The sequence below is a fragment of the Rhizobium sp. LjRoot98 genome (assembly GCF_964252935.1).
In the GTDB taxonomy this organism is placed as follows: Bacteria; Pseudomonadota; Alphaproteobacteria; order Rhizobiales; family Rhizobiaceae; genus Pararhizobium.
On record NZ_CAXUPW020000007.1, the window covers coordinates 227940 to 254178 of the forward strand.

Here is a 26239-nt window from a genome sequence, read left to right on the forward strand (position 1 = left end):
CATGGCACACGACATTCAAACGCAAGCGGGCGAGAAGCCGGTCTTCTACCTGACCGAAGATCATCATCCGGAAAGCAGCACCAATCTGGGCTTCTGGCTCTACCTGATGAGCGACTGCCTGATCTTCGCCGTGCTGTTTGCCACCCACGGCGTGCTCGGCCGCAACTATGCGGCCGGTCCATCGCCAGCTGACCTCTTTGATCTGCCGCTGGTAGCGATCAATACGGCAATGCTCTTGTTCTCTTCCATCACCTATGGCTTCGCGATGTTGCAGATGGAGCGGAACGCCAAGGCTGAAACGCTGTTCTGGCTCGCCATCACCGGCCTGTTCGGTCTGGCCTTCCTCGGCCTCGAACTCTACGAGTTTGCCCATTTGATCAACGAAGGCGCCGGCCCGACGCGCAGTGCGTTCCTGTCGTCCTTCTTCACTCTGGTCGGTACCCACGGCCTGCACGTCACCTTCGGCATCATCTGGCTGGTCACCTTGATGGTTCAGGTCTCCAAGCGCGGTCTGATTCCGGAAAACCGCCGCCGGCTGATGTGCCTGTCGATGTTCTGGCACTTCCTTGACGTCATCTGGATCGGCGTCTTCTCCTTTGTCTATCTAATGGGAGTCCTCGGATGAGCTCACACCCGCACGCCCCCGCGCATGAAAATGCCGCCGACGCTCACCACGGCCATGGTCACGAGGCAGGGCATGGTTCACTGAAGGGCTATATGATTGGTTTCGGGCTTTCCGTCATCCTGACGGCCGTTCCGTTCATTCTCGTCATGGCCGGGACCTTCGACAGCAGGTTGCTGACGGCTTTCCTCGTGATGGCGCTTGCCGTCGTCCAGATCATCGTCCACATGGTCTATTTCCTGCACATGAGCCCGCGCTCAGAGGGCGGCTGGACGATGATGGCGCTGATCTTCACGCTTGTCATCGTCGGCATTACGCTCGCCGGCTCACTCTGGGTCATGCATCATCTCAATGCGAACATGATGCCGATGTCGCCGGAGATGATGAAGAATATGCCCTGACGGGTGGTCACGGTGGCCGCAGAACATCCCGCGACCACGGGCAACCCGCGCCGCGCCCGGCTGGTTTTCGTCAGCGTCATGCTGGTGCTGACAACTGCCTTCCTCGCGCTCGGTACCTGGCAGGTCCAGCGGTTGTTCTGGAAGCTTGACCTCATTGCCCGCGTGGAAGCCCGTATCCACGCGGCTCCCGATCCGGCGCCGGCGGTGGCGGATTGGGGGACGATCAGCACGGAAAAAGACGAATACCGGCACGTTACCGTGACCGGCCTCTTCGAGCATGACAAATCGGTCCTTGTTCAGGCCGTGACCGAGCGCGGCGCCGGATTCTGGCTGCTGACGCCCCTGCATCTTTCGGATGCGTCGACGATTCTCGTCAATCGTGGTTTTTTGCCGAGCGGACAAAGTGATTCCACGTCACGCGTCGCAAGCGAGATCGCGGCCGGACCTGTCGCAGTCACCGGCCTGCTGCGCATAAGCGAACCCGGCGGCGCTTTTCTGCGCTTAAACGACCCGGGCAATGACCGCTGGTATTCCCGTGACGTTGCTGCCATCGCGCTCGCTAAAGGCCTTGGCCCCTCCGTCGCGCCCTATTTTATCGACGCAGATGCGACCCCCAATCCCGGCGGATTGCCAGTCGGTGGGCTGACGGTGATCAACTTCCGCAACAGCCATCTCGTCTATGCGATCACCTGGTATGCGCTTGCCATCATGACCGTGGCTGCGACCATTGCCCTTCGCCGCCGACGGCTTATCTGATCTGGAGCGTTGATGGCTAGTGGACAGGACCGGAAGGCAAGGGCTCCAAAGAGCCGCCCTCCGGCTATCAGTGGCCTTGTGCGGCAAGCCATGCCCTCATCATTGCAATCTCGCCTTCCTGAGCTTTGATCACCTCCTCGGCGAGTTGGCGGACCTGCGGGTCCTTGCCGTGCTCAAGCACGATTTTTGCCATGTCGATCGCGCCCTGATGGTGCGGGATCATGCCCCGCATGAAGTCGATGTCGGCATCGCCGCTGAACTCGACCATCATGGCCTTATGCATGCGATCGTTGGCGGCTATGTAGGCCTTCGTGGAAGGACTGCCGGATGCTGGCATCTCCATTCCTGTCATGTCGTGTTCTTGCATCGGATTGTTCTTGTTCATTTGGCTCTGTGCTGTCGCCAGACCCGCGCTGATCGCGAGCGAGCCTGCGATGAAAATCGGAGTGAGCTTGTTCATGCAAACGCTCCTGTTCAGTTCGCGGTTGCCGGATAGCCGGCATCATCGAGAACCTTTTGAACAACAACCGCGCTCGCAGTCGTTTCGACCCTGACGATGCGCGCGGCGGGATTGGTCTCGATCACCGCGTTGGGATCGACGGACTGGATCGCCTTGGTGACGGATCTGGCGCAGCCACCGCAGGTCATGTTCTCGATTTTCAGTTTCACTGGAATTCTCCTTGCTTGGGTCCTATGACGCTGAAGGTGGGGCTTCCAACCATGGGAAGGTCAAGTGGTGCGGAAAAGAAAAATCTGCTATTGACCTTCCCATGGTTGGAAGCCCCATCTTCCGTCCGAACCTGAATTTCGGAACGAGAAAAGGAGGCGGCTATGAATGCCCCCGTTCGACCAACAGACTTATCTGGAGCGATATCGCTACCCATCGAGGGCATGACTTGCGCGTCCTGCGTCGGCCGTATTGAAAGAGCATTGAAAGACGTGCCTGGCGTCGACACCGTTTCAGTCAACCTGGCAACGGAACGGGCGAGCATCACGACAAAATCGGCTGTTGCCCGTGAAAAACTTGTCGCTGCAGTCGAAACCGCCGGATACTCCGTGCCGGTCAAATCCGCCGCTTCCGTCGGTCCCACAGAGTTGTCGATTGATGGCATGACCTGCGCATCCTGCGTTGGCCGCGTCGAGCGCGCACTGAAGGCAGTCCCCGGCGTGACGGAAGCAGTTGTCAATCTGGCGACAGAACGCGCAACGATCCACGGAACAGCCGGTACTGCTGCCCTGATTACCGCGATTGGGGATGCCGGTTACGATGCAAGGGTAATCGGTGCTGCCGCCAATGACGTTGAGGACGAGAATGCCGAACGTGCCGAAAAGAAGGACGCAGAGCGCCGCGAGCTAACCCGAGACTTCACCATTGCGGCCGTGCTGACAGCGCCGATCTTTCTCATTGAGATGGGGTCGCACCTCATTCCGGGCGTGCATGGCATTATCGAAGCGACGATCGGCATGCAGTGGAGCTGGTACATCCAGTTTGCGCTGACAACGCTCGTCCTCTTCATTCCGGGCATCCGGTTTTATGACAAGGGATTGCCGGCGCTCTGGCGTCTTGCCCCGGACATGAACTCGCTTGTGGCGGTCGGCTCGCTTGCCGCCTACGGGTATTCGCTGGTCGCGACCTTCGCCCCCGGCTTCCTGCCGCCCGGCACGATCAACCTCTATTTTGAAGCAGCGGCAGTCATCGTGACGCTTATTCTGCTTGGCCGTCTGCTCGAGGCTCGCGCCAAGGGCCGGACATCCGAAGCGATCAAGCGCCTGGCCGGCCTTCAGGCCAAGACGGCACGCGTTCGCCGGGACGGCAAGACGATCGATCTGCCGATCGGTTCGGTCGTTTATGGCGATATCGTCGAGGTTCGTCCCGGCGAGCGCCTGCCCGTCGATGGCGACTTGGTCGAAGGCGCCAGCTATGTCGACGAGTCGATGATCACAGGCGAACCGATCCCGGTTTCGAAATCGGTGGGTAGCGAGGTTGTCGGTGGCACGGTCAACCAGAAGAGCGCGTTCTCGTTCCGGGCAACGGCGGTCGGCGGCAATACGGTACTGTCGCAAATCATCAGTATGGTGGAAGAGGCCCAGGGCTCCAAGCTGCCGATCCAGGCGCTGGTCGACAAAGTCACCATGTGGTTCGTGCCGGCGGTCTTTGCGGTCGCGGCGCTGACCTTTGCCGCCTGGCTCACCTTTGGCCCGTCGCCCGCACTCACTTTCGCGCTGGTCAATGCTGTGGCCGTGCTGATCATCGCTTGCCCGTGTGCCATGGGTCTGGCGACACCGACCTCCATCATGGTGGGTACCGGCCGGGGTGCCGAACTCGGCGTGCTCTTCCGCAAGGGGGAAGCGCTCCAGTTGCTGAAGGACGCCAAGGTCGTGGCGCTCGACAAGACTGGCACGCTGACCGAAGGCAAGCCGGCCCTGACCGATCTGGAGCTGGCTGATGGCTTCGACCGCCGGGCTGTCCTCAGTCTAGTCGCCGCTGTCGAGGCCAAGTCGGAACATCCGATTGCCAGTGCGATCGTCGATGCGGCCGCTGCGGAAGGCATTTCGCTGTCCGCCGTGTCGGACTTTGAATCGGTGACGGGTTTCGGCGTCAAGGCCGTGGTCGAAGGCAAGCGTGTCGAGATCGGTGCGGACCGCTACATGGTCGAGCTTGGCCATGATGTGGCAGCGTTCTCCAAGGTTGCCGGGCGTCTGGGCGATGAGGGCAAGTCGCCGCTTTATACCGCGATCGACGGCAAGCTCGCAGCGATCATCGCCGTGGCTGACCCGGTCAAGACGACCACGCCTGCGGCCATCAACGCGCTGCATGCTCTTGGTCTCAAAGTCGCGATGATCACCGGCGACAACGCCCGCACAGCCTGGGCCATCGCTGCCCGGCTGGGGATCGACGAGGTGGTGGCGGAAGTGCTGCCGGACGGCAAGGTCGATGCGGTTCGCCATCTCCGGGCCAAGTACGGCAAGGTTGCCTTCGTTGGCGACGGCATCAATGATGCCCCCGCACTGGCCGAAGCGGATGTAGGCCTTGCCATCGGCTCGGGTACGGATATCGCCATCGAGGCGGCGGATGTCGTCCTGATGTCGGGCAGCCTGCAAGGTGTGCCCAACGCGATTGCGCTGTCAAAGGCGACGATCGGCAATATCCGCCAGAACCTGTTCTGGGCGTTTGCCTACAACACGGCTTTGATCCCGGTTGCGGCAGGCGCTCTCTATCCAGCCTACGGCATTTTGCTGTCGCCGGTCTTTGCCGCCGGCGCCATGGCACTGTCGAGTGTGTTCGTGCTCGGCAATGCGCTGCGGCTACGCACGTTCAAAATGGTAAGCTGACAAACCACAGCAGCCGGCCCTCTATACGGGGCGGCTGCTGTTCCATTTTAGGGAGAATACAGATGAACATCGGACAGGCATCAAAGGCATCGGGCGTTTCGGCCAAGATGATCCGTTACTACGAGCAAACCGGCCTCATTCCGGCTGCAGACCGGAAGCTGTCCGGCTACCGCGATTATTCCGACACCGATGTCCATATGCTGCGTTTCATCCGCCGCGCACGTGATCTTGGTTTTTCCGTTGCCGAGATCAGCGACCTTCTGGGTCTTTGGCGCGACGAGACCCGCCAGAGCGCTGAGGTCAAACGGCTGGCACAAGGCCACATCGATGAACTGAAAAACAAGATCAAGGGGCTGCAGGACATGGCCCATACGCTGACAACCCTGGTCAACGCCTGCCACGGCGACCACCGCCCCCACTGCCCAATCCTGCAAAGCCTCGAAAGCGGTCAGAAGGATGAAGACCTGTCGATCCAGCCCCGCTCTGGCGCTGTCGCGCGCCTGTCGCAATAAAGAATGACCTGGGTGCTGTGCCGCGTCTCGGAAAGTACCAGTGCTACGCTCCGGCGCAAGCGTCAGCGGCCTGAATTTATAGTTCCGACGGCTTGATGCCGCTGCCACCGTCGCAAAGCCTGCTTGCGTTGAAAAGCCCCCATCCGAACACCGGGTCCTTGCCGGGCTTCCCGATGTCATCGGTAAATTGCCTTATTCTTACCTCCAGCTTCTCAGGCGACATATCCGGCTCGCTGGCAATCAGCACCGAGACCGCCGCCGTTACGAAGGCGGCCGCGAAGGATGTGCCGGTCTTTTGCCGCGCGCCGGAAACGGACGCGGCAGTCCAGACCCCGACGCCAGGAGCGGCAATATCAACATACTCGCCACGCACGGCGCGGCGGTAAGGGTTGCGCCCCTTGTCACGGCCGTCACGGCAATCACGTCGTCATAGGCTGCGGGGTAGACCGGCTTGGCGTTCGGCCCGTCATTGCCGGCGGCAGCCACGAGGATCATCCCGCGATCGGCCGCCGTTTTCACCGAGGTCTCAAGCACCGCGTTCGCCGGACCGGTCAAGCTCATGTTGACGACCTTGACGTCACGCTGAACGAGCAGATCCAGCGCACGAACCAGGTCGTAGATACTGGCGATATCCGCGGATTTTCCGAACCGTTGAAAGGCGTCGACGGCGATGAGTTCCGCTCCAGGCAACAGGCCCGGGACCCGGCTGTCTGACGCTCCGATCAAGAGGCCGGCGACGGCAGTACCATGCTGCGCGCCCGACTTCGTCTCTTCCCCTTCGCCAAGACGTATGACCTCCAGCTGCGTATTCGTCAGGCTCACGTGGCCGGCATTGATCGCCGTATCGATGAGGCCAATGCGAAGACCTGCCGGCCCGCGCCACCATCGGCGTCGCCGACCTGGGCGACCCTCGCCGGCTCATCGAAATCACCGCAGTCGCCGGCGTCAAGGAAAGCTGATCCTTTAGAAGCAGCCGAGACAGATGGCCGCCAGCATAGGCGGCCATCTGTTCAAAGCCACAACTATTTGCCGCTCGCCCCAACTGCCTGCCAAATCGAAGACCGGATTTTTAAGCTCTTGAACCTATATGAACCTGCGGCCCGGCAGTAGATGCCGACAGAGAGGCGTTATCCGGGGCTGTCGTGAAACGCTTGAGACTAGCTCGTCCAGTCTTCCACCCGTAATCCGGGAACGCGATCAAATTCCCTGCGATTATTAGTAACCACAATCAACCCCCGCGAGCGAGCGTGTCCCGCAATCAATTGATCATATGGACCGATTGGAGTTCCACTGCGCGCCAGTTCGGCTCGTAGTTGCCCCGTATGGCTTGCGGCGGGTTCATCGTACGATAACACTTCAAGACGCGCTGCGAAGCCCTCCACCACGGAAAGGTTCTTTTCAGGGCTGACTGACTTTTCCGCTCCGTAAATCAGCTCCATCAAACTAACCGAACTGATGCACAATTGATCATAGAAACGATTGAACGCCTCGCGCACCTGCTGCGGTCTATTTTTGATTGTGAAAATGCAAATGTTGGTGTCTAGCATGTACTTCAGCACTAAAATGCCTCGCGCTCCTGGGAGGAGGCCTGATCACGCTCGCTCATGAAGTCGGATGTAGCCGCCGCTCCTTCAAACCAGCTGTCCCAGACCTCGCCAGCAGGTGCGATAATGCGGGTGCGTCCGACGGCGACTATATCGACGCGCTTTACATGGTCAGGCAAAGCGACTGCCTTTGGAAGACGGATAGCTTGGCTTCGATTGCTCTGAAATACTGCACCCTGCTCCACCGACGTCCCTCCGGATTACATCTCCGACTATATAATATACATAATGCCTCACCTGGGATATGTCAATGGGATATACATCCGGCTGCGCCGCGAATTTTCGATACACGTTATAGCTCAGCGCCTTCGCCTTGAAGGGATATGAAGGCGCTGTCACGTTGTTTCATCAACGCCCGGACAAGGCGTTTGACTGTTATCTCAGTCAGTTACACCGGTCACGGCTTTCCACTGTGCCATTGCGCGGATCCGATGAATGTGGGTGGTGAGAGCTGAGCTTTTTTGGCGCGGATAGACGAAAAGATTTCGGAGTGCTGAGAAGACCGAGACGAAGCGTTGCAAGCCACCGACAGATCGAAATCCCTGCATCATTCGCTCCCGTTTTCGAAGTGGCACGTGAGAATTCTCTGCACGATTGTTCAGCCCCTTGTGCGAGCGATGTTCGACAGCGGGCATGACGGTCCGCCTTGCCGCTCCATATGAGCGCAGCTTGTCAGTGACGATCCGCTTCGGCGTCAGGCCTTGCTTCTTCAGCAGCCTGACCAGCAATCGCTGGGCAGCTTTGGTATCGCGGCGGGCTTGGACGATCTCGTCGAGAACGTAACCGTCCTCGTCAACGGCACGCCAAAGCCAATGTTTTGTGCCGCCGATGGAAATCACGACCTCGTCCAAATGCCAGATATCCTCGCGCGACGGTTTCTTTCTGCGTAGCTGCTTGGCGTAAAGGGGGCCGAATTTGCGGCCCCATCGCCGGATCGTTTCATACGACACGACCATAACGCGCTCTAACAGTATTTCCTCGACCAGCCGCAGGCTAAGAGGGAACCGGAAATACAGCCAGACCGCATGCGCGATGATCTGCCTCGGAAAGCGGTGGTTCTTGTAGCTGACGGTGGGATTGTTCATCCCAAACCATTATCCGCGAACCTTTAAGCCGCAGACAACGTGACATCGCCGTCGCCGTTCATCCGTCTTGAACGGGCGCGACGCTTTGGACGCTGCAATTTTGTTCAAGACTGGCGCGTCTTCGAGCTGCAATCACCGGAACTCCGCATGAAGACAGGAACGCCCTTGATCACCTTCGGTTACTCCACCGCCATCAAACATCGATTTCCGGAGTTGGCCTCGCAGGCGATACTTTTCTATGGCATCACCACAGAGGCAGATGTCTCCGGGCCAGTGCGAGAGTTCACCCGCATCGCCAATGTCCGGCTCGAGGCAGGATCAGAGGGCGAATTCCCGGAAGTCCAGGCATGGCGGCGTACATTCGCCAAGATGGGCTTGAAGCCGACACAATATAGGTGCGCCGCAGAAGCACTGCTTCGCCGGTTGCGAAAGGAACAAAACCTTCCCGCCATCCATCCCCTTGTCGATCTGTGCAATGCGATATCCGTCGCTTTCGCCATCCCCATCGCGCTCTTTGATACGGCACGAGTGCACACTCAGCTAGAAGTCCGGCAAGCCGAAGGAACCGAGGTCTATCAGACCTTCTCCGGAGAGACCGAGACGCCGGAAGCGGGTGAAGTGATTTTCGCAGACCATGCGGGCCATGCGCATGCACGCCGCTGGTCGAATCGTCAGAGCGGCCGCTCTATCATACGGCCGCAAACGGCATCGGTCCTGATCGTTGCGGAGGCGCTTCACGATGGCGCGGCGGAGGACCTGATGTGGTTAAAGGCAGCGCTCGAACACGCCTTGCCGGACGCCTGGCCTCTTGGCCGGATCACCAATTTCCCGACAGCGTGAACATCGGATTCCAGTCCGTTAGGGCACCCTTGAAAACTGGGTTCTGGCGTCTGAGAACAACTCCAAAACAGCGATCGCCTGGCAAAGGGCGATGGAAGAAAGTCAGAGGAATTCCGTCAATCGGCTTGCACGATCACCCGTCAGGGCGGCGGTAAAACGCCGGCACTTATTTGTCTTTCAGGATTTCTCCGAAGCTTCAGGACATTGCCTCTAGGCGCCAACGCCGCCTGCCTTTCACTGGGCAGCGTCAATCATGGTGACCCAGGCGGCTGCCCGGCGGGCGGCGTTGGCCAGAACGGGTTTAGGCGCCTTGTACCATTCGTTTTCCGGCAGGTCGCGCTTGAGGCGAACAAAGGCTATCGCATCGTCGAGCGCCGGGAATTCCTGTGGCACAGTCAGGTGGAGAAAGAGCGCAACAACGGCAACGGAACGGGAGCGGCCGCCGCGGCAATTGATCAGCACGCTGCCGCGTTCGCGCCTCGGATAGGAGGGCTTTTCCGGGAGTACCTGCTCGAGTGCAGCGCGCAAGATATAATGGGCCGCGACCATCTGGGTTTCCGGATTGCCCTCGCCGTCGATCAGACCGATCTTGAAATAGCGGATCTCGCCCGGCCCATAGACACTGCCCTCATGATCTGAGACGACCTGTGGCTGCTCAACGAAATTGAAGTCGAGATTGACGGCGCAATTGACAACCGTGGTGATGCCCCTGCTGCGCAGGAGATTGAGGTCGCTTGCCCCCTCCTTGCCGGAGATGAACAGATCGACGCCGTACAGCGGGTGGCGTTCGTAGATGAGGCTGAGTTTCGGCAGTTCTTGCGATTCCGGTTGTTGGGCGATATCCCGTTCCAGCTGTTGCATGTCATATCTCCGTCGGCGCCGATGCGGCTGCCTTTCAAGTCTCTGGTGTTTAGGGCCTGCTCAAGCGCGAGCCGCAATCTGGTCCCGCTGTGCCGCAGCCTTTGCGATCCGGCCTTCGGAAATGGAGCGGGCGACCCGTTCAAGTGTCTGATAGTTGGCCCCCTCCCCCGTTGCGATATAGCCGGGGCAAAGAAAGTCGGCGGAGCCTTCCGCCACCTTGCCAAGCGTCAATGGTTCGTAACGTCCGCCCGCGTTCCTGAGGATAAGTGTGGCCGCCGCCACATCCCAGGCATTGACGCCGAAGCCGGTGGCCGCATCCGTCCAGCCGGCGGCGACATGGGCGAGGCTGAGGGCTGCGCTTCCCGGCCGCCGCAATGTCGAGAAGGTCTCGACCAGCGCGCCGAGATTGGTGAGCGCCACCTCACGGCCATCAAGCCGAAAATCACGCGACACCGGATAGCCGGTGATCAGCGTGGCACGGGTCTCCTCAGGATTTGCGCAGGAACGCAATCTCTTCTCGTTGACATAGGATGCCTTGAGATCGGCAGCAAACATCAGGTCAGCGACCGGATCGTAGATCGCGCCGGCAACGACCTCACCGTCGATGACGGCTGCAATCGAAATGCACCAGAAGGCAAGGCCGCGGGCGAAATTTGCTGTCCCGTCGATAGGATCGACATACCACTGGATTTCGCCGGTGCCGATCTGACCACCTTCTTCGCCCATGATTGCCGAGTTGGGTTCATGCTCAAGGATAAAAGCCCGGATGGTCGCTTCGGCGCGCTTGTCGTGGATGGTGACGATGTCATGGAGATCGACCTTGTAGTCGACCGCCATATCCGAGCGGAACGCTTCAAGCAGCGGGTCGCGCACGGCAAGGGCTGCCGATTTCGCGATTTCCATCAAATGTATCGAGCGGGAAAGCGGCTCCCCGGTTACGGATTTCGGTTCGGTTGAGGAAGGGCTTGGCATCGGCATGTCCAGTCTGCTCGTTCGATAAAAGGGCCGGCGCGGTGGAGGACGCGCCGGCAAGGGGGTCACTTGGTGTAATTTACGCGCCAGAAATCCTGCCACTCTTCGCGGCGATCGAAATCGTCGAGGCCGGTGGATGAATCGTAGCCAAGCAGCTTGCCGGCGACCTTCATCAGGCCTGACGGCTCGTCGGCCGGCATCTTGATGTCAGTGCTGGTCGGCAGCTTGCCGTCCTTCATCTGTGGCGCGATGCCTTCTTCGGTCAGGATATAGTGGATGAAGAGCTTGGCGGTGTTAGGGCTCTTTGTCTTTGAAGCGATCAGGCCAAGCTTGATGTAGCTCCAGCCAACCCAGGGATCGAGATCAGTGCAGATGCCGAGCTTGTACCCCTTGTCCGCATTGTCGCGGAACTTGGCGGAGCTGAGCAGGCCAATGAAGGGCTCTTTCTGGCCGGCAACGCCAACGGCTTCGGCAACCGGATCGTCACCATCCGTTGCCAGCGGTGCGTTCTGTGCCAGCGCCTTGATCCAAGCCGCGGCCGCGCTCTTTTCGCTTGTTTCGAGGTCCTTGCCGAAATGCGCCTTGTAGGCTGCGGCCACCTTGTCGGTGCTGTGCGTTTCGAGCTGATTGAACCAGTCGGTGTAATTGCCTTTGGTCAGCGGGTCGACCATGGCGACCTTGCCCTTCCATTTCGGCTCGGTCAGTTCCCAGATATTGGAAACGGGGCATTTGTCGTAGGCTTCTGTATTATAGGCCCAGACATTGGCGTTGGTGGAGATCGCCAGCGGATTCTGGAACTGAGCCGGGATCTTCGAGGTCATGTTGCCGGGCAGGTAGTTCTCGACGAAGTTTTCCGGCAGCAGCTGCGCCAGTGCGGCTGGTGCGTCGGTGATCAGCACGACATCGCCCTGGACATTGTCCGCCTGGCTTTCGCGGATGATCATTTCCAGCTGGCTATTGGCCGAAACCTTCATGCCCGTCGCCTTCAGCCCGTATTTGGTGCTGAAATTCTCGGCCATCTCGACGATCTTGCCGGTGCTGTCATAGATATTGATCGGTTTTTCCTGCTTTGCCGCAGCAACAAGAGCATCGAGATCGAAGGCGTCGTCCGCCGCAGCCGGGCCAGTGGAAATCCCCGCCGTCAGAATGATGGCGATCGCCGTCATCGTCGCGTATGTGCTTTTTCTCATCGTTTCCCCTCCCAAGGAAAAGTGAAGGCAGGCTTGGACCTGCCTCCGGTTTACTTCTTGTAGTTCACGCGCCAGAAATCCTGCCAGCTCTCGCGCTTGTCGAGATCGTCTGCAGCGGTTGCGGCATCGAAGGCCATCAACTCGTCAAGATGCTTGCCAACGCCCGAAGCTTCGTTCGCCGGCAGGCCGATCTTGGAATTGCCGGAGATCTTCCCATCGATTGTCTGTGGCGCGATGCCCTCTTCGGTCATCAGGTAGCGCAAGAAGAGCTTTGCTGCGTTGGGGCTTTTCGTCTGGGCGGCCATCAGGCCAAACCCGGGATATAGAAAGCCGGAAAAGGGTTTTACGCCATCGCAAAGCCCGAGCTTCAGCCCCTTGGCCTCGTTGTCGCGATACTTCGCCGTTGACGTGATGACGAAGAATGGCTCTGCCTGTCCCGGTGCACCGGCGGCTTCCGCGACAGTGCTTGAATCCGAAAGCAGCGGTGCGTTTTCGGCAAAGGCCTTCACCCAGGCTGCTGTCGCACTCTTTTCGTCCGTCGCCAGCGCCTTGCCGTAGAGATCTTCGTACGCCTTGGCCACATCCGCATCATGATGTGTTTCAATCTGGTTGAACCAATCCGCGTAGAGCGGCTTGTCGAAGAGGTCGAGCATGGCAAGCTTGCCCTTCCACTGCGGCTCCGTCAGCTGCCAGATGTTGGTGATCGGGCATTTGTCGTATTTCTCGGTGTTGTAGGTCCACACATGCGGATCGGAGACGACGACGAGCGGGCTACGCAGCTTTTCCGGAATGTCGGTTGCCAGGTCGCCAGGCGTCCAGCTGGTGGCGATGCCTTCCGGCAGAAGCTCACCCATGGCCGAAGCAACATCGGTTGCGACGCTGACATCACCGACGATGTTGCCGGCCTGATACTCGCGGATCATCAATTCGACCTGAGTCGCCTCGTTGACCTTCTTGCCACTGGCCCGCACGCCGTATTTGGCGGTGAAGGCCTCGGCCGTGTCGACGATCTTACCGGTCACGGCATAGACGGTGATCGGTGGTTCCTTCTTCGCTGCATCGATGAGGGCGTCGAGATTGAAAGCCTCGTCGGCATGCGCTGCGCCGCCGATCGCCGTTGCAAGAATGAGGGCCAGTGCGGAGGCGGCTGCACGCCGCCTCCGCTTGTTTGCCTGCATGGTTTGGGTCATGGTGACTGTTCCCTGATCTTCCCGTTATTTCTGATAGTTCAACCGCCAGAAGTCCTGCCAGGTCTCGCGCTGATCCCAGTCATCGAGGCTGGTTGCCATGCTGTAGGGCAGGACGTGGTCGAGAACGGCGCCGATACCGGACGGCTCGTCGGCAGGGGGCTTGACCTCGGTATTGGTTGACATCTTGCCGTCGATCGCCTGCGGTGCGATGCCCTCTTCGGTCATCACGTAGTGGATGAACAGCTTGGCGGCGTTCGGGCTGTTGGTGCCCTTGGTGATCAGGCCGACGCCGGGATAGAGCCAGCCAAGCCATGGCTTCAGGTCCTTGCAGAGACCGAGCTTCATGCCCTTGTCGGCATTGTCGCGGAATTTCGCCGAACTGATCAGGCCCATGAAAGGCTCTTTCTGACCGGGAACACCGACGGCTTCGGCTGCCGCGGCATCGGCATCTGTAAGCAGCGGCGCGTTGGCGGCGAGCGCCTTGATCCAGGCCGCGGTGGCGCTCGTCTCTCCGGTCTGGAGGTCCTTGCCATAAAACTCCTTGTAGGCACCGGCGACCTTGTCGTCGCCATGCTTGGCCATCTGGTTGAACCAGTCGACATAGGACGCTTTGCCGAGCGGATCCTGCATGGCGACCTTGCCCTTCCACTTCGGCTCCGTCAGTTCCCAGATATTGGCAACGGGGCACTTGTCGAAGAGTTCGGTGTTGTAGGCCCAGACATTGGCGCTGGTGACGACCGTCAGAGGGTCCTGGTACTCGGCGGGAATGGTCTTGGCGAGATCCGGCGGCAGCCAGCTTTCGGCAAACCCCTGCGGGATGAGCTGGGCCATGGCGGCCGGTGCATCACTGATGATCGACACGTCGCCCTGGATGTTGTTGGCGCGCGCTTCGCGAATGATCATCTCAAGCTGGGCCGTTGCCTTGACCTTCGAGCCTTCGGCCCCGACGCCGTATTTCTTGGCAAAATTCTCAGCCATTTCGACGATCTTGCCGGTGCTGTCATAAACCGTGATCGGCTTTTCCTGCTTGGCTGCCTCGATCAGCGCATTGAGGTCGAAAGGCTCCTCCGCCTTCGCCGCACCGCCAAGCAATGTTAAGATGGCCGTTGCACATAGCAGGGTGTGCCTGCCGCCTGTCATTTTACGCTTCATACTGCTCCTCCTTCAGCAAGCTTATGTCCGTTTCCTGGTGATCTTAGTTGTAGGTACTGCTCCTCAGCAGCGCGTCGGCTTCGGTTATGCGCTGACCGTCCGCATCGAAAACATGAAGGGCTTCGGCCGGAACATGGAAAAACACGCGATCGCCGCTATCGACGCGCGGCAGCGCATGCGTGGTCAGGAACAGCGTATGGTTCTCGCTCCTCAATTCGAGAATCCAGCTGCCCCCCGTTGGCAGCACGCCAGTCACTGTCATTTCGCCGGAGAAGCTGCCCTGCGGCACATCGTCGATCTTGGCTGCGTAACCCATGGCTTCCGGCCGCATGCCGATGGAGCCGATGCCGCGCAGCTGCGGATAGCGAGCCGCGAAATAGGTCTCGGCCTTGTCGGCGATATCGGAGGCGCCAGGTTTTCCAAACGTCAGGATGTTGATCGGCGGACTGCCGACGAATTCCGCGACGAAACGGTTGGCCGGGCGGTCGTAGATATCGTTGGGCGTACCCATCTGCTGCAGCGTGCCCTCATTCATGACGGCAATCGTCGTCGCCAGCGTCATGGCTTCCCACTGGTCATGGGTGACGAAAACGATGGTCGTCTTGAACTCCTTGTGCAGCCGCTTCAACTCGGCACGCATTTCCAGCCGCAGCCGCGCGTCCAGATTGGACAGCGGCTCATCGAGCAAAAGCACACCGGGATTGACGGCAAGCATGCGGGCGAGCGCCACGCGTTGCTGCTGCCCGCCCGAAAGCTGTGACGGATAGCGGTCGCGGTATTTGGCGATGTCGAGTGCCTGCATGACGCGCTCGACGCGCGCCTCACGTTCGGCCTTCGGCAGCTTGCGCAGGCGCAGGCCGAAATCGGTATTGCGTTCGATCGTCAGGTGGGGCCACAGCGCGTAACTCTGGAAGACGAGGCCCATTTCGCGCCTTTCCGGCGGGATGAAGATCCCGTCCGCGACGGAATCGATGACCCGGTCTCCGACGCGGATTTCGCCACCGGAAAGGTTTTCGAGGCCGGCGATCATGCGCAGCGTCGTGGTCTTGCCGCAGCCGGACGGGCCAAGCAGGCACATGAATTCACCGTCGCGGATTTCGAGGTCGAGGTCGGAAACCGCGTTGGCGGAGTTTACACCGTAGTTCTTCTGCGCACCGCGCAAGTTGATGGTAGGCATCAGCTTCCAAGTCCTTCTGCAAGATTTGTACGGGTCAGCTTCTGGGCCAAAAGCGTACCGAAATAGGCGATGGCGGCGATGATCAGCACCACGGCATTTGCGGCTTGCGTGTAGTGATAATCGACCAGCCGCAGGGAATAGGTGGTCAGCACGTCCGTGCTCGGCACAGCCAGGATGACGAAGAGGCTGAGCCCCTTGATGCCCGAGATAAACGGCAGGAGCACGCCTGTCACCAGCGATCCCTTCTGGATCGGGATGACGATGGAAATCATGCGGCGGAACCAGCCGGCACCAGCGATCTGGGCTGCTTCTTCCGGATCCTTGCCGAGCTGGGTCATGGCGGAGATGCCTGCACGTGAAGCGTAAGGCATCTGGTCGGCGATGAGAGCCAGAATAAGGATGGTTACCGTGCCATAGAGAGCTGGCATTGGGCCGCGCGGAACGGCAAACAGCGAAAGATAGGCCGCTGCAAAGGCAATTCCGGGAACCAGGTAGGGAAGGAATGTGACCTGGCGCAGATAGACCGACAGGGCGCGAACCGGTGTGCGAATGACGACATAGCCGACGAGCAGACCGAGGACCCCGGACACCAGGGACGCGAGCCCAACGATCATCATCGTGTTTTTGGCTGCAGCCCATAGCTCGGGGCTGAGCAGGATGCCTGTCTGCAGCGCCACGGTATGAAGGTCGGTGCCGATCCAGTAGTCGAGGGTGAAATTGTCGAGCGTGAATTTCGCCGGCATCTTCATCACGGTCGACAGCGCAAGCGTCAGCAGCGGCAGGCCGACGGAGAGAATGAAGACCGTTGCTGCAAAGCCCGTCGCCGGGAGACGCATCTTGCCGAGGCGGCTCTGCCTGTTCATCGAGCCCTTTGAACCAATGGTGACAAAGCGGCGGGCTTCGCGCACCAGCCGTGCGTCGATCATCAGTGTGATTATGCCAATGAGCATGATCGATGCGGCCACGACCCCGGCAACGCCGGTTTGGCGGGATGCGATGCTGCGGAACAGCGAGGTCGAGAGGACTTCGAACTTGACCGGAAGGCCGAGCACATAGGGAACGCCGAATTCGCCAAGGCATTTTGCGAAAATCAGCACCATCGAAGACAAAAGCGCCGGACGCATCAGCGGCATGATGATCTGGATGGCAACCTGGTAGCGGTGAGCACCGAGGATTCGAGCGGAGTCTTCCAGCTGCGAATCGAAGCGACGAAGCGCCGAGCCGAACAGCAGGATGACGAAAGGCGTGTAATGCAGCGCCAGAATGATGGTGATCGGAAAGCGGCCATAGGCGACCCAGTCCGGCGGCGTAAAACCCATGGCCTCGAACCAGCCGGGCTGGCCGCCGATCGTGCGGTTCTTGAACAGCGTCGTCCAGGCCAGCGCAAACGTCCAGGCGGGCAGCATGTAAGGCACGATCAGGGCCGTTGCGAACCAGCGTCGGCCAAACATATCCGTACGGCTGATCAGCCAGGCAAGCACGGTGCCGATAACAAGGGACAGCGAGATGGCCCCGAGCGCCACGGTGAGGGTGTTGAACAGCGGCCGCCAGAAGAGATCGTGTGCGACCGGTGAGAAGAATGCCCGCTCAATGTAGTAAAGCGTGAGATCGCCGACATCCTTGCCGAGACGCCGCTCATGCCCGAATTGCACGCGCACTGCGTCGAGAACGATCGAGATGATCGGAACAACGATCAGATAGGTAAAGATGAGAGCCGTCAGGACGCCGACGAGTGTCGTTGGTTCGCGCAACGCAACCTTTAAGCGGTATCGCCAGGCCTGCCATGCCGAAGGCGTGGCGACCGGCTTTCGAACCAGACCCTCCACTTTCGCTGTTTCACTTAGAAGTGCCATTATATTCCCTCGCAACCACAGCATTGCCCCTGCCCTCCGGCAGATACCTTCAAATACGTCGCGTTCTCCCGTGACGGGCTGACACGATGCGCTTGGGCGCGGGCAATGGTTTCAATCCTCCAGCATCAGGCCGGGCCTACTTGACGGCGATGATGCGGCTCCTCCCAGAGGCATCGTTTCTTCAGAAAAATGGAATAAATATTCCGTTTTTTGGATCACCTTGGAATACATGATCTATCGGCATCGCCCTTTTGTCAACGAAAAAATGCACACGCGGTCATTAGTTTATCTATTTGATTTTATGTGATTATTTTTGCGTGTTTTGCACAAAGTTTCGCGCGCTCTGCGAACGTGTGCCTCTTCGCAAACGATGCATCGCAATCGCCTGAAGCCGGATGCACGTTCATCGACGGTGGATTGCGCGTGTCTCGCTGCTCCGACTCTGCATCGGCGCAAATTTTTAGGTTGGAAAAACCAATACAATGTGGCCTGTAATATCAGGCACTTGATTTGAATTGGGGACGTGCATGGCAAGAGGCTTCGTAACGGCCGAGGAAGTGGCCAAGAAGGCCGGGGTTTCGCGCTCGGCTGTTTCGCGCACATTCACCCCCGGCGGTAGCGTCTCACAGTCGGTTCGGCGCAAGGTCCTAAAAGCTGCCCGTGACTTGGGCTACCGTGTCAATCGTCTGGCCCAGGGGCTGAACAACGACCGGTCGAACTTGATTGGCGTTGTCGGAACAAATCTCAGTTCGCCCTTCATTTCCAAGCAGCTTGATCTCCTGAGCCTCGGCCTCCTGCGGCGCGGGCTGCAATGTCTTTTGCTGAATGCGGCAGACGCCCGCAAGGATATCGCGCCGCTCATCGAGCTTCTCTTCGAATTCCGTGCGCAGGCAATCGTGGTCCTTTCCGGCGAGCCGCCAGCATCGATTATCGACGAGTGCATGGCCAATGGTGTCAGGCTCATCCTGATCAATCAGAGGCTCGACCGCACGGATACAAATATGGTGCTGAGCGACGATTCCCATGGAGCCGATCTCGCCGCGATGCGGCTGATCGAGGCTCGCTGCCGAAAAGTCGCGGTGATATCCAGCGCAAGCCAGACACCGGCACAGGTGCGGCGAGCGACGGCCTTCAGCAAACGCATGGCCATGGAAGGTGCCGAAGTCGTTTCCTGGTTCGACGGCCCGACAAGCTATGAAAGTGGCTATCAGGCGGGGTGCGACCTGTTAGGCGATAAAGCAATTGATGGCGCATTCTGCGTGACGGATCTGCTTGCACTGGGCTTTACAGATGCTGCCCGGTTGGAAATGGGCCGTCGTGTACCGGAAGACCTGTCGATTGTCGGCTTTGACGACATTCCGCAGGCCGGTTGGAAGAGCTATCAATTGACGACGGTCAGGCAGTCCGTCGACGCCTTGACCGAGAAGGTATTGACGGCGCTTGCAAGCGACGAGCCGGAAACCCGGCTCCAAATCGTACCTGTCGCCTTGGTCGAGCGCATTACCGCCCGTTAAAGCGCCTGCTTGATCCGGCTTTCGCTCAGAAGGCCGCTTTGGTCCAGGATTGGGTGGGCGACCGAGGCGATATGGGCATTGATCCGCTTCAAATCGCGCAGCATGTCGAGATGCACGGAACTCGTCTGAATGCTGTCGGCCCGGCCGTCGCGAAGGCGCTGCAGGTGCCGTTCGGCGGATTGCTTTTCCAGCCGGCGCACATCTTCCTTCACTTCAACCAACCGGCGCGCGAGATCCGCATTCTGGGTCGCGAATACCGTTTGCGCCATGCGGATATTGTCGAGCGTGATGGTGAAAAGCTGCTCGAGCTCGTTCTTGCCGTCGCCGGAGAATTGCAGGCCGAGATTGATCTTCTTGGCAATTTCCGGGCGAATCCCCTTCTCGATGATGTCGCCGATATGTTCGAGATTGATGGCATATTCGACGATATCCATGGCGCGGCGATGGTCCTTGCCGCTTAACCCGTCCTGACCGACCTTCGAGACATAGACCTTGATCCCATGCTGGATGTGGTCCACCCGCCCCTCCAATACGCTGATGCCGGCGAGCTTGGACAGATCGTTGTGGCGCATGGCCTCACTGGCCTGTACCAGCATGCGCTCGATCAAATCGCCCACCAGCATGACCTCACGGCTTGCCCCAGCCAGGGCTGCGACCGGCCGGTCGAGATCATGGCTGTCGAGATAACTACGATCGCCATCGTCTTCCTTCTTCTCCGGAAGAAGGACCGTGGTTGCGCGCAAAAGCAGCGACGATAGCGGCCAGGCGATGATGGCAACGGCGACATTGAAAAGCAGATGCGCATCAACAGCGAAATTGGTGTGCGAGAAAGGCGACATTTCCAGCAGCCCGGCGCCGTACCCGGCGAGTGGAAGGGCCGCAACACAGCCGATCGCCCGTACTATGAGGTTGCCAAGCGTGACCCGGCGGGCAGAAACCGGCGCCTTCAACGTTGCCAGCACGGGCGGAATAGCGCCTCCAAGATTGGCACCGAGAACCAGCACGATGACCAGGCTGTTATCAATGCTGCCGTTTGCCGCAAGCGACAGGATGAGGACGACGATGGCAAGGCTTGAGGATGCCAGGACTGCGAGAACCGCCGAGAAGATCAGCGCGACGGGCCAGGCATTGCCGAGCATGGTGATGAACAGGCTGAGCGCCGGGGATTGCCGTATGGGATCGGTCGCCGCGGAAAGCAGGTGCAGCGAAAGCAGCATCATGCCGACACCGACGAGAGCGGCACCCGCCCCGTGTCGCGGTGCCGACTTGGTGCGCGAAAGAATGACACCGGCAAGGATCAACATCGGCGAAAGCCAACCGAGGCCAAGGGCAACGATCCACGCCGTTGTTGCCGTGCCGACATTGGCACCAAGCAATACGATTTGCGCCATGGCCGGAACGATCAGATCCTTCTCGACGAAAGAGGCCACCATCAAGGCTGTTGCCGTGGAACTCTGCAGGGCGACCGTTGCGATGAAGCCGGCGATGAAGGAGCGGAGCCCGCCACGCGTGCCGGCGGCCAACCCGATGCGTAGCTTGGCGCCAAAGGCACGCGTCATGCCCTCCTTGATCTGGCCGAGCCCAAACAGCAGCAGTGCAACGGCGCCGAAGAGATTGAGGCTGATAACAATCGATTCCATCAGATCACCTCGCTTGCTGTCGGGGGTCGCAGATACGCAATTCATGGACGGCCTCGCCCGTCGGAAGGCGGTCCGCGGTCATACCGCGAGCAGTTCGTGCCGCGGTGCAAGGTCTACCGTTATCCTCCGCGACCCGCGTTCGGCGCGGTCGAGAAACAGCCCGAGTGCGCCGAAGAAAATGCCAAGAAAGCCCTCAAGGGTGCCGTCGTGATCCTCAGGTTCGTGGCCGAAGCGCTCCGCCAGTGCGCGATACAGGACGAGCCTTTCGGGCTCGATATGTGGCAATGCCAACGCTGCTCCCTGGCGAAGGCAGTACCAGTCGGCGATCAAATCCAGCATCGGCAGAGCGGCAGACAGAACTGCGTCGGCCGGCGGCCCGGGTTTTCTGCTGAACGAGCCAAGGACCTCCGCAACGGTGCGATCCTGGAGCGCTGCCACGATGTCGGCCGGCCATTCTTTCAGGAAATAGCGATGCCGGACCAGCGCGCGCTTGTGGCAGCGCAGGAAGATGCCGTAGTTGCCGGCCGTGAAGGCAGGGTCCATCCCCTCACCGGCAAACGCAGTTTCCCGCGCATATCCGGCACTGATTTGGCCGTTGACCGGCAATGCGGACATTTCCACGGTTTCGATCGCGATCGCATCCTGCGATGGATGAACGACCTTGAACGCGGGTGGGAAGGCGACAAGCGATGGCACGGCGATATTGGTCAACGATCGATCCGCAGCTTCGCGCCGCGTGACGCCTTCGACATGCAGATGCCCGCTAAAATGGACGGCGAGTCCCGCCTGCAGCAAGGCATCTTCAACCGCCTTGCGCGGCGTCCGGCGCACACCATTGGTTTCACCAAACAGCGCGCCTTCGGCACGGGTTGCTCCGACAAAGGGATCAAGGGCGGGATAGTGAGAGAAGGCAAGCAGCGTCTTGCCAAGAGCCTGCGCCTTGCGGCTGACATCGGCAATCCAGTCGATGATGAAGGGCTTGCTGCGCAAAAGTGCATTCCAGCCGCCCGATGTACTGTCGGTGAAGGCCGCTTCTTCTCCTGCCTCGAAGATGCCGTCGTGTGGTTCAAAGATGTTGGCGTCGATCATCAACAACCAGAGCCCGGCTTCAGGCTCGACGAGATACGAAGCGTCCATCAATCGGTAGACATTCCTGCCATCCGGCGAGCAAACGTCGTAGAGACGATCTTCCGGCGCATCGGATCCGCCGAAAGGTGTTTCCCAGTGCAAGTAGTCAGGGCGACGAAAATAACCGAAGGCGGCCATGGGGGTAAGGCCCGCGGGATAGCCTTCGCAATACATGCCACCGTTGATAACGACACGCTCACCAGCAAGGCGGGCATCACTGGAAACGGAAAGGCCGCTACCGTCCTCCGCCAGGAATTCCTTGATATGGTGCCGACCGCGCGGGCCGAAGATATCGTGGTTGCCCGGCAGCGCGTAGAAGCCGGTGCCATACTTATCGCTGTGGCGCTGCAGGATGCTTTTCAGCATTCCGGTGGTGGCCCGCTGCCCATCGTCGGTATAGTCGCCGAGCAGCACGACATGGCGGATACCCCGGCGTTGCACCTCGTCAAGCGCCGCATGCAGCGCATCGGCACTTTCGTTGAAGACGCGGGTCGATTGGCGGGTGTCCGACCAACTGCGCATGGTTATGCGCTGGCCATCGATCTCGATACCGGGAAAGCCGAAATCGGCAGCCGTGTCATGGAAATGAGCGTCGGCGATGACGGCGACTGACGGGAGGCTGCGTGTCAACATGATTGCGGCTGCTTCCTGCCTTCGATGAGATCAATCCATTCAGAAGCGCGACGGGCGGCGGCGTAGAGCATCGGTTTTGGCGTTTCGAACCATTCATCCGGCCGCAATTCCCGCTTTTCGCGGATCACGGCGACTGCATCGTCCAAAGTGGGGTAAAGATGCGGCTGCTGCTTGTGCAGAAAAAGCGCCACCAGCGAGACGGACCGGCTGCGACCGCTCCGGCAATTGACGAGCACGTTGCCGCCGTCCGGAAAGGGATAGGTTTCCCGCTTCGGCATCGTCTGCCGCAGCGCGCCATCGAGAATATAATAGGCGCCAAGCATCATCGTGTCCGGGCTGCCTTCTCCATCGATCAGGCCGAGCTTGTAATACCGAATGTCGCCGTAACCGCTTGCCCGCAGATCGCCCTCTTCCCCTGCCCCCGGCACAAAATTGATATCGAGATTGACCGCGCAATTGACCACCGTGGTAATACCGTGCTGGCGCAGAAGCCCAAGATCGCGTGCACCATCGCTGCCACCGATGTAAAGCGCTGCGCCATGCGGGCCAAGGCCTTCGCCAATCAGGCTGATTGCAGGCCGGCTATAAACGGGTCCATCCATTTCTACTCCTTCGCACGCACGCGGCGCGCCCTTCACAGGCTCGTCTTCACAAATCAGGCCGACGTTGCCAACTGCAAGTCCTGCACTTGCGATGCGGCGAGCGGAATATTCGAAGCCTTGCTGACACCCCGCGCGACGCCCGCGGCGGCGGCGAGCACCGGCCCGCCATCCTTCAAGCTGCCGATATCGAGGAACGGGCAGACGTCCCCACCAGCTTCGCTGACAAGTAGCAGGCCTGCGAGGCAATCCCAGGAATTCATGTGCAACTCGATATAACCATCCGAGCGGCCATCGGCGACATAAGCGAGCGCCAAAGCGCCAGACCCCGCGCGGCGGACATTGGTGCCCATATCGAGCAGATTCTTGATGACATCGAGATAGGTGGCGTTCGGCACGCGGGTCGACCATCCCATTTCGATGGAGGCCGCATCGAAGCGCTTTGTGTCAGCGACCTTGATCGGCAGCCCATTGCGCGTTGCGCCTTCGCCGCGGCGGGCGAAATGGAGTTCATCGAGGGCAGGATTGTAGATGGCTCCGATTTCGGTGCGGCCATTTTCGACATACGCGATGGAAATACAAAAATGCGGGATGCCACGGGCAAAATTGGCTGTTCCATCGACCGGATCGACGACCCAGACCCGCTCGGCAATATCGCCACCACCCTCTTCCCCAAAAAAGCTGTCATTCGGAAAATGCGCTGAAAGCGCATCTCGAATATGCGCTTCGGAAGCAGCATCCGTGACCGTCAGGAAATCCTGGGGGCCCTTCATCGAATAGTTGCGCGTTGCCTCGCCGTGAAACCCGTTCAATACCAGCTCTCCGGCAGAGCGAATGACGTCGCGGCAGAGGTCGGCACGAGCTTCCAATGTGTCTGGGTAGGACTTTGATTCCATGGACTCTAACCGTAGATAGCGCGTTGAACACGTGTTCATATTGCACACGCGTTCAATCTTTTCAAGCTAGATTGATGGACGCTACCCGCTCACTCGGCGGAGGCCAAAATGCGGCATTGAACTAAACCACCACTACGCTATCCCGGGCAATCGGACGGAAGCCCTGAGCCCCGGCCCGGCGTTCTCAAGAGTGATCGTGCCCCCTGCGGCCTGAACGATGCTTTCGCTGATTGAAAGTCCGAGGCCAGCTCCCCCGCTTGTCGTATCCAGACGGCCGCCGCGCCGAAGCACGTAAGGCAGAAGCGTTTCCGGAATTCCGGGACCATCGTCGCGAATGTCAATCTCCACCATCGCCCCGTTAAGTTTCGCCTGGATGGAGACTTCTTCCCTGACATAGCGGGCCGCGTTTTCGCAGAGATTCCAATGAGTTCAGCCAGATCGTCAGGATCAATCCGCACCTTCAGATTTACGGGAACAACGACGATCCACTCGATGTTCTGGCCGGCCGGGGTACGCTGGACAACGGCGATGACACTGGCGATTACCTTGGCCAGATTGGAGCTGGCATGATGGCTGCTATCGGCGATTCTCGCCCGCGCCATTTCATGGTCAACCAGCCGTCGCATGGACTTGATTACAGCGTCGATGTCTCGCGCCATATCCATTTGCCCCGCCGCCTTGAGCCTCTCCACATCGCCCGCTGGTCTGCCGCAAGCTGGGCGCCTCCTTCCTCGCCGAAAGGCTGGGTGGGTGTCCACACACTTCTTGGCCAATCAATGGGCCGCGGTTTTGATCTTGAGCAGCAACAGTTACTTATCAGGGCAGTGCGAGCGGAAGCGGCACTCAGAGCTCGAGTGGTGGTCCTTCCCGGGAGCGCGCTTGGCTTCTGGACGCCGACGATGGAACGATATTGGCGAACAGCTCTGGAGGGAAGCGAAGTCACGGTGTTCGCCGGCGCTTCGGTGGTTGATCTTGCCGGTTACGACAACGTCATGGTCGCAGTGAACAGGGATGGCGGATCGCCAGGGTATCGCCAGCGCATGCCGGTACCCGTGTCCATGTGGCAACCATGGCTGTCATGGTTGGGAAGAAGTGGCGGCGCCCGGGCCAACTTCTTCGCCAATCCGATCGTCGTCGTGGCCGGCGCTCGCGTTGCCACTCTGATTTGCTACGAGCAGCTGCTCACGTGGCCGTCCTGCAGTCGAAGCTTCATAAGCCTGATGTAATCGTCGCAAGCGGGAACGGCTGGTGGACGGCTGGAACCTCAATCGTCCAGATCCAGCGCACGAGTGCACTCGCCTGGGCAACTCTGTTCAACACCCCCATCATCGTATCCTTCAACACGTGAGCCTTTGGAACATCTATGTTTGATCCTGCCTTGATCACCAAATGCGCGGATCCAGCCCTGAAGCCCGCCATCATCGAACGGTTCATTGCCGAGGCCGGTTCCGAGAACCCCCTATCAGTTACCGTGAAATCCGGCGATCGGCTCGTTCTCGTGCCCGTTGCAAGGACGAGCGAGGAGGCGATGGCGTTCGTGTCAAAATATGTTGGCCACGCGGTCGTCATGAGTTGGAGTTACGCGATACCCCGCCGGGATCGGTGTGAACGAAGCCTCCGAGCTAAAGGTCGACCTCGTTGACGCCTGCGAAAATATTCGTGTGGGGACCGGACTGTTCGCGAAGGTCTATCGCATCGTCACGAAATGGTATGGGTCTGAGCCGCCAGAGGCGTTCGATGATGCCGTCTATGCTTGGCAGAGGGGGTATTTCGAGGGTAGGTCCGTGTTTCTTGAGCCGGAGCCCGGGAAGCCGGAGACCGGCGCTGCTAACATAAAGTCGGAGAACCACGATGGTGCCCCATCTACGCTGGCCACCCCCGCGAAAGATGTGACCAGCCACGGGGACCACCCAGCGAGCGCTGATCCCCGCGTCGATCTATCGAGAATTAATGGATCCCAATGAGTGTTTCACCAATAATTCAATAACAACCCGATCCGGATCGTGGCAGTACCGAAGGTGATCTGTTGTGCGACTGACAATAGGACCGGCAGGGGTACTTGAATGCCCGATTTCGATTGCAAGCCCACCCGCTGATCAGTTGCTGCTATAGGCAACCGTGTCTGGGAAAAAGTGTTCGTGACATGACGCATACCAAGAAGCCTCCGCGCAGGGCGACAACGCTCTGAAATTTCTCGTCAATAAACTCGAAATAATATTCTGTGCATATTGACAGCGACTTAAAACGGTCGTGAACGATTTTCCCTAAGCAAGGACCCACC

Annotated in this window: 22 protein-coding genes and 5 pseudogenes; 9 read left to right on the top strand and 18 right to left on the bottom strand. The window is 59.5% G+C overall.

The features are described from left to right. Position 1 precedes the first annotated feature (1 nt). The 3 genes from cyoC to ACSQ3J_RS21715 all read left to right on the top strand — a co-directional run bounded on the left by cyoC (position 2) and on the right by ACSQ3J_RS21715 (position 1779). Positions 2–625: a cytochrome o ubiquinol oxidase subunit III gene (gene cyoC, locus ACSQ3J_RS21705; RefSeq protein ID WP_060504362.1), complete on the top strand. Its 624-nt coding sequence runs from the start codon at positions 2–4 to the stop codon at positions 623–625. Continuing rightward, the gene (gene cyoD / locus ACSQ3J_RS21710; protein WP_060504361.1) at positions 622–1023 is read left to right on the top strand and encodes a cytochrome o ubiquinol oxidase subunit IV; all 402 of its coding nucleotides are present in this window, start codon (positions 622–624) and stop codon (positions 1021–1023) included. Before cyoC ends, cyoD begins: the two co-directional genes overlap by 4 nt. Before the next feature lie 78 nt (positions 1024–1101). Further along, positions 1102–1779 carry an SURF1 family protein gene (locus ACSQ3J_RS21715; protein ID WP_436040286.1) on the top strand — a complete coding sequence of 226 codons (678 nt, stop codon included), beginning with the start codon at positions 1102–1104 and terminating at the stop codon, positions 1777–1779. A 67-nt stretch (positions 1780–1846) separates the two neighbouring features. Here ACSQ3J_RS21715 and copM read toward each other — a convergent pair whose 3' ends face one another. Together copM and ACSQ3J_RS21725 are read right to left on the bottom strand one after the other, a co-directional pair. After that, on the bottom strand, positions 1847–2239 hold the full coding sequence (gene copM, locus ACSQ3J_RS21720; protein WP_060504360.1) for a CopM family metallochaperone: 393 nt from the start codon (positions 2237–2239) through the stop codon (positions 1847–1849). A gap of 14 nt (positions 2240–2253) precedes the next feature. Further along, positions 2254–2448: a heavy-metal-associated domain-containing protein gene (locus ACSQ3J_RS21725; RefSeq protein ID WP_436040170.1), complete on the bottom strand. Its 195-nt coding sequence runs from the start codon at positions 2446–2448 to the stop codon at positions 2254–2256. Between the two features lie 162 nt (positions 2449–2610). On the opposite strand from ACSQ3J_RS21725, the gene ACSQ3J_RS21730 reads away from it, so the two are divergent. Both ACSQ3J_RS21730 and cueR read left to right on the top strand, forming a co-directional pair. Then, entirely contained in the window at positions 2611–5112 is a 2502-nt protein-coding gene (locus tag ACSQ3J_RS21730; protein ID WP_436040172.1) for a heavy metal translocating P-type ATPase, read from the top strand. A gap of 62 nt (positions 5113–5174) precedes the next feature. Next, positions 5175–5624: a Cu(I)-responsive transcriptional regulator gene (cueR, locus tag ACSQ3J_RS21735; RefSeq protein ID WP_060504357.1), complete on the top strand. Its 450-nt coding sequence runs from the start codon at positions 5175–5177 to the stop codon at positions 5622–5624. Between the two features lie 76 nt (positions 5625–5700). Here the strand turns inward: cueR and ACSQ3J_RS21740 are convergent. The 4 genes and pseudogenes from ACSQ3J_RS21740 to ACSQ3J_RS21755 form a co-directional block, all read right to left on the bottom strand. Next, positions 5701–6494 (bottom strand): annotated as a pseudogene (locus ACSQ3J_RS21740) (S8 family serine peptidase); the annotation flags it as partial. Positions 6495–6781: 287 nt separating this feature from the next. Then, the gene (gene vapC, locus ACSQ3J_RS21745; RefSeq protein WP_060504356.1) at positions 6782–7183 is read right to left on the bottom strand and encodes a type II toxin-antitoxin system tRNA(fMet)-specific endonuclease VapC; all 402 of its coding nucleotides are present in this window, start codon (positions 7181–7183) and stop codon (positions 6782–6784) included. After that, the gene (vapB, locus tag ACSQ3J_RS21750) at positions 7183–7413 is read right to left on the bottom strand and encodes a type II toxin-antitoxin system VapB family antitoxin (protein WP_436040174.1); all 231 of its coding nucleotides are present in this window, start codon (positions 7411–7413) and stop codon (positions 7183–7185) included. Before vapB ends, vapC begins: the two co-directional genes overlap by 1 nt. 195 nt (positions 7414–7608) lie before the next feature. Next, positions 7609–8359, bottom strand: a pseudogene (locus tag ACSQ3J_RS21755) (IS6 family transposase). A 122-nt stretch (positions 8360–8481) separates the two neighbouring features. Between ACSQ3J_RS21755 and ACSQ3J_RS21760 the strand changes: the two are divergent. Continuing rightward, a complete protein-coding gene (locus ACSQ3J_RS21760; protein ID WP_436040288.1) occupies positions 8482–9153 on the top strand; it encodes a B3/B4 domain-containing protein in 672 nt (223 codons plus the stop codon). Between the two features lie 234 nt (positions 9154–9387). On the opposite strand, the gene ACSQ3J_RS21765 is transcribed toward ACSQ3J_RS21760, so the two are convergent. The 7 genes from ACSQ3J_RS21765 to ACSQ3J_RS21795 form a co-directional block, all read right to left on the bottom strand. Continuing rightward, entirely contained in the window at positions 9388–10014 is a 627-nt protein-coding gene (locus tag ACSQ3J_RS21765) for a dual specificity protein phosphatase family protein (RefSeq protein WP_436040176.1), read from the bottom strand. 60 nt (positions 10015–10074) lie between these two features. Further along, on the bottom strand, positions 10075–10992 hold the full coding sequence (locus ACSQ3J_RS21770) for an inositol monophosphatase family protein (RefSeq protein ID WP_060504353.1): 918 nt from the start codon (positions 10990–10992) through the stop codon (positions 10075–10077). Between the two features lie 59 nt (positions 10993–11051). Beyond that, positions 11052–12152, bottom strand: coding sequence for an ABC transporter substrate-binding protein (locus tag ACSQ3J_RS21775; protein ID WP_060504352.1), 1101 nt, complete (start codon positions 12150–12152; stop codon positions 11052–11054). A 74-nt stretch (positions 12153–12226) separates the two neighbouring features. Beyond that, positions 12227–13366 (bottom strand): ABC transporter substrate-binding protein, encoded by a 1140-nt coding sequence (locus ACSQ3J_RS21780; protein ID WP_436040179.1) that lies wholly within the window; start codon positions 13364–13366, stop codon positions 12227–12229. Positions 13367–13390: 24 nt separating this feature from the next. Continuing rightward, positions 13391–14518, bottom strand: coding sequence for an ABC transporter substrate-binding protein (locus tag ACSQ3J_RS21785; protein ID WP_436040181.1), 1128 nt, complete (start codon positions 14516–14518; stop codon positions 13391–13393). Between the two features lie 43 nt (positions 14519–14561). Further along, positions 14562–15695, bottom strand: a complete 1134-nt coding sequence (locus ACSQ3J_RS21790; protein WP_060504349.1) for an ABC transporter ATP-binding protein — start codon at positions 15693–15695, stop codon at positions 14562–14564. Beyond that, positions 15695–17548, bottom strand: a complete 1854-nt coding sequence (locus ACSQ3J_RS21795) for an ABC transporter permease (protein ID WP_436040183.1) — start codon at positions 17546–17548, stop codon at positions 15695–15697. Before ACSQ3J_RS21795 ends, ACSQ3J_RS21790 begins: the two co-directional genes overlap by 1 nt. Before the next feature lie 527 nt (positions 17549–18075). On the opposite strand from ACSQ3J_RS21795, the gene ACSQ3J_RS21800 reads away from it, so the two are divergent. Beyond that, entirely contained in the window at positions 18076–19062 is a 987-nt protein-coding gene (locus tag ACSQ3J_RS21800) for a LacI family DNA-binding transcriptional regulator (protein ID WP_060504347.1), read from the top strand. Here the strand turns inward: ACSQ3J_RS21800 and ACSQ3J_RS21805 are convergent. From ACSQ3J_RS21805 to ACSQ3J_RS21825, 5 genes and pseudogenes are all read right to left on the bottom strand, one after another. Beyond that, a complete protein-coding gene (locus tag ACSQ3J_RS21805; protein WP_436040186.1) occupies positions 19059–20702 on the bottom strand; it encodes a Na/Pi cotransporter family protein in 1644 nt (547 codons plus the stop codon). The genes ACSQ3J_RS21800 and ACSQ3J_RS21805 overlap by 4 nt on opposite strands. 78 nt (positions 20703–20780) lie before the next feature. Next, on the bottom strand, positions 20781–22463 hold the full coding sequence (locus ACSQ3J_RS21810) for a metallophosphoesterase family protein (RefSeq protein WP_436040188.1): 1683 nt from the start codon (positions 22461–22463) through the stop codon (positions 20781–20783). Continuing rightward, a complete protein-coding gene (locus ACSQ3J_RS21815) occupies positions 22457–23065 on the bottom strand; it encodes a dual specificity protein phosphatase family protein (protein WP_436040190.1) in 609 nt (202 codons plus the stop codon). The genes ACSQ3J_RS21810 and ACSQ3J_RS21815 overlap by 7 nt, the downstream gene beginning before the upstream one ends. Positions 23066–23118: 53 nt before the next feature. After that, positions 23119–23958: an inositol monophosphatase family protein gene (locus tag ACSQ3J_RS21820; RefSeq protein ID WP_060504343.1), complete on the bottom strand. Its 840-nt coding sequence runs from the start codon at positions 23956–23958 to the stop codon at positions 23119–23121. Positions 23959–24090: 132 nt separating this feature from the next. After that, positions 24091–24369: pseudogene (locus ACSQ3J_RS21825) on the bottom strand (sensor histidine kinase); the annotation flags it as partial. 581 nt (positions 24370–24950) lie between these two features. On the opposite strand from ACSQ3J_RS21825, the pseudogene ACSQ3J_RS21830 reads away from it, so the two are divergent. Both ACSQ3J_RS21830 and ACSQ3J_RS21835 read left to right on the top strand, forming a co-directional pair. Next, a pseudogene (locus ACSQ3J_RS21830) lies at positions 24951–25306 on the top strand (nitrilase-related carbon-nitrogen hydrolase). A 15-nt stretch (positions 25307–25321) separates the two neighbouring features. After that, positions 25322–25922, top strand: a pseudogene (locus ACSQ3J_RS21835) (TraH family protein). The last annotated feature ends 317 nt before the right edge of the window (positions 25923–26239 follow it).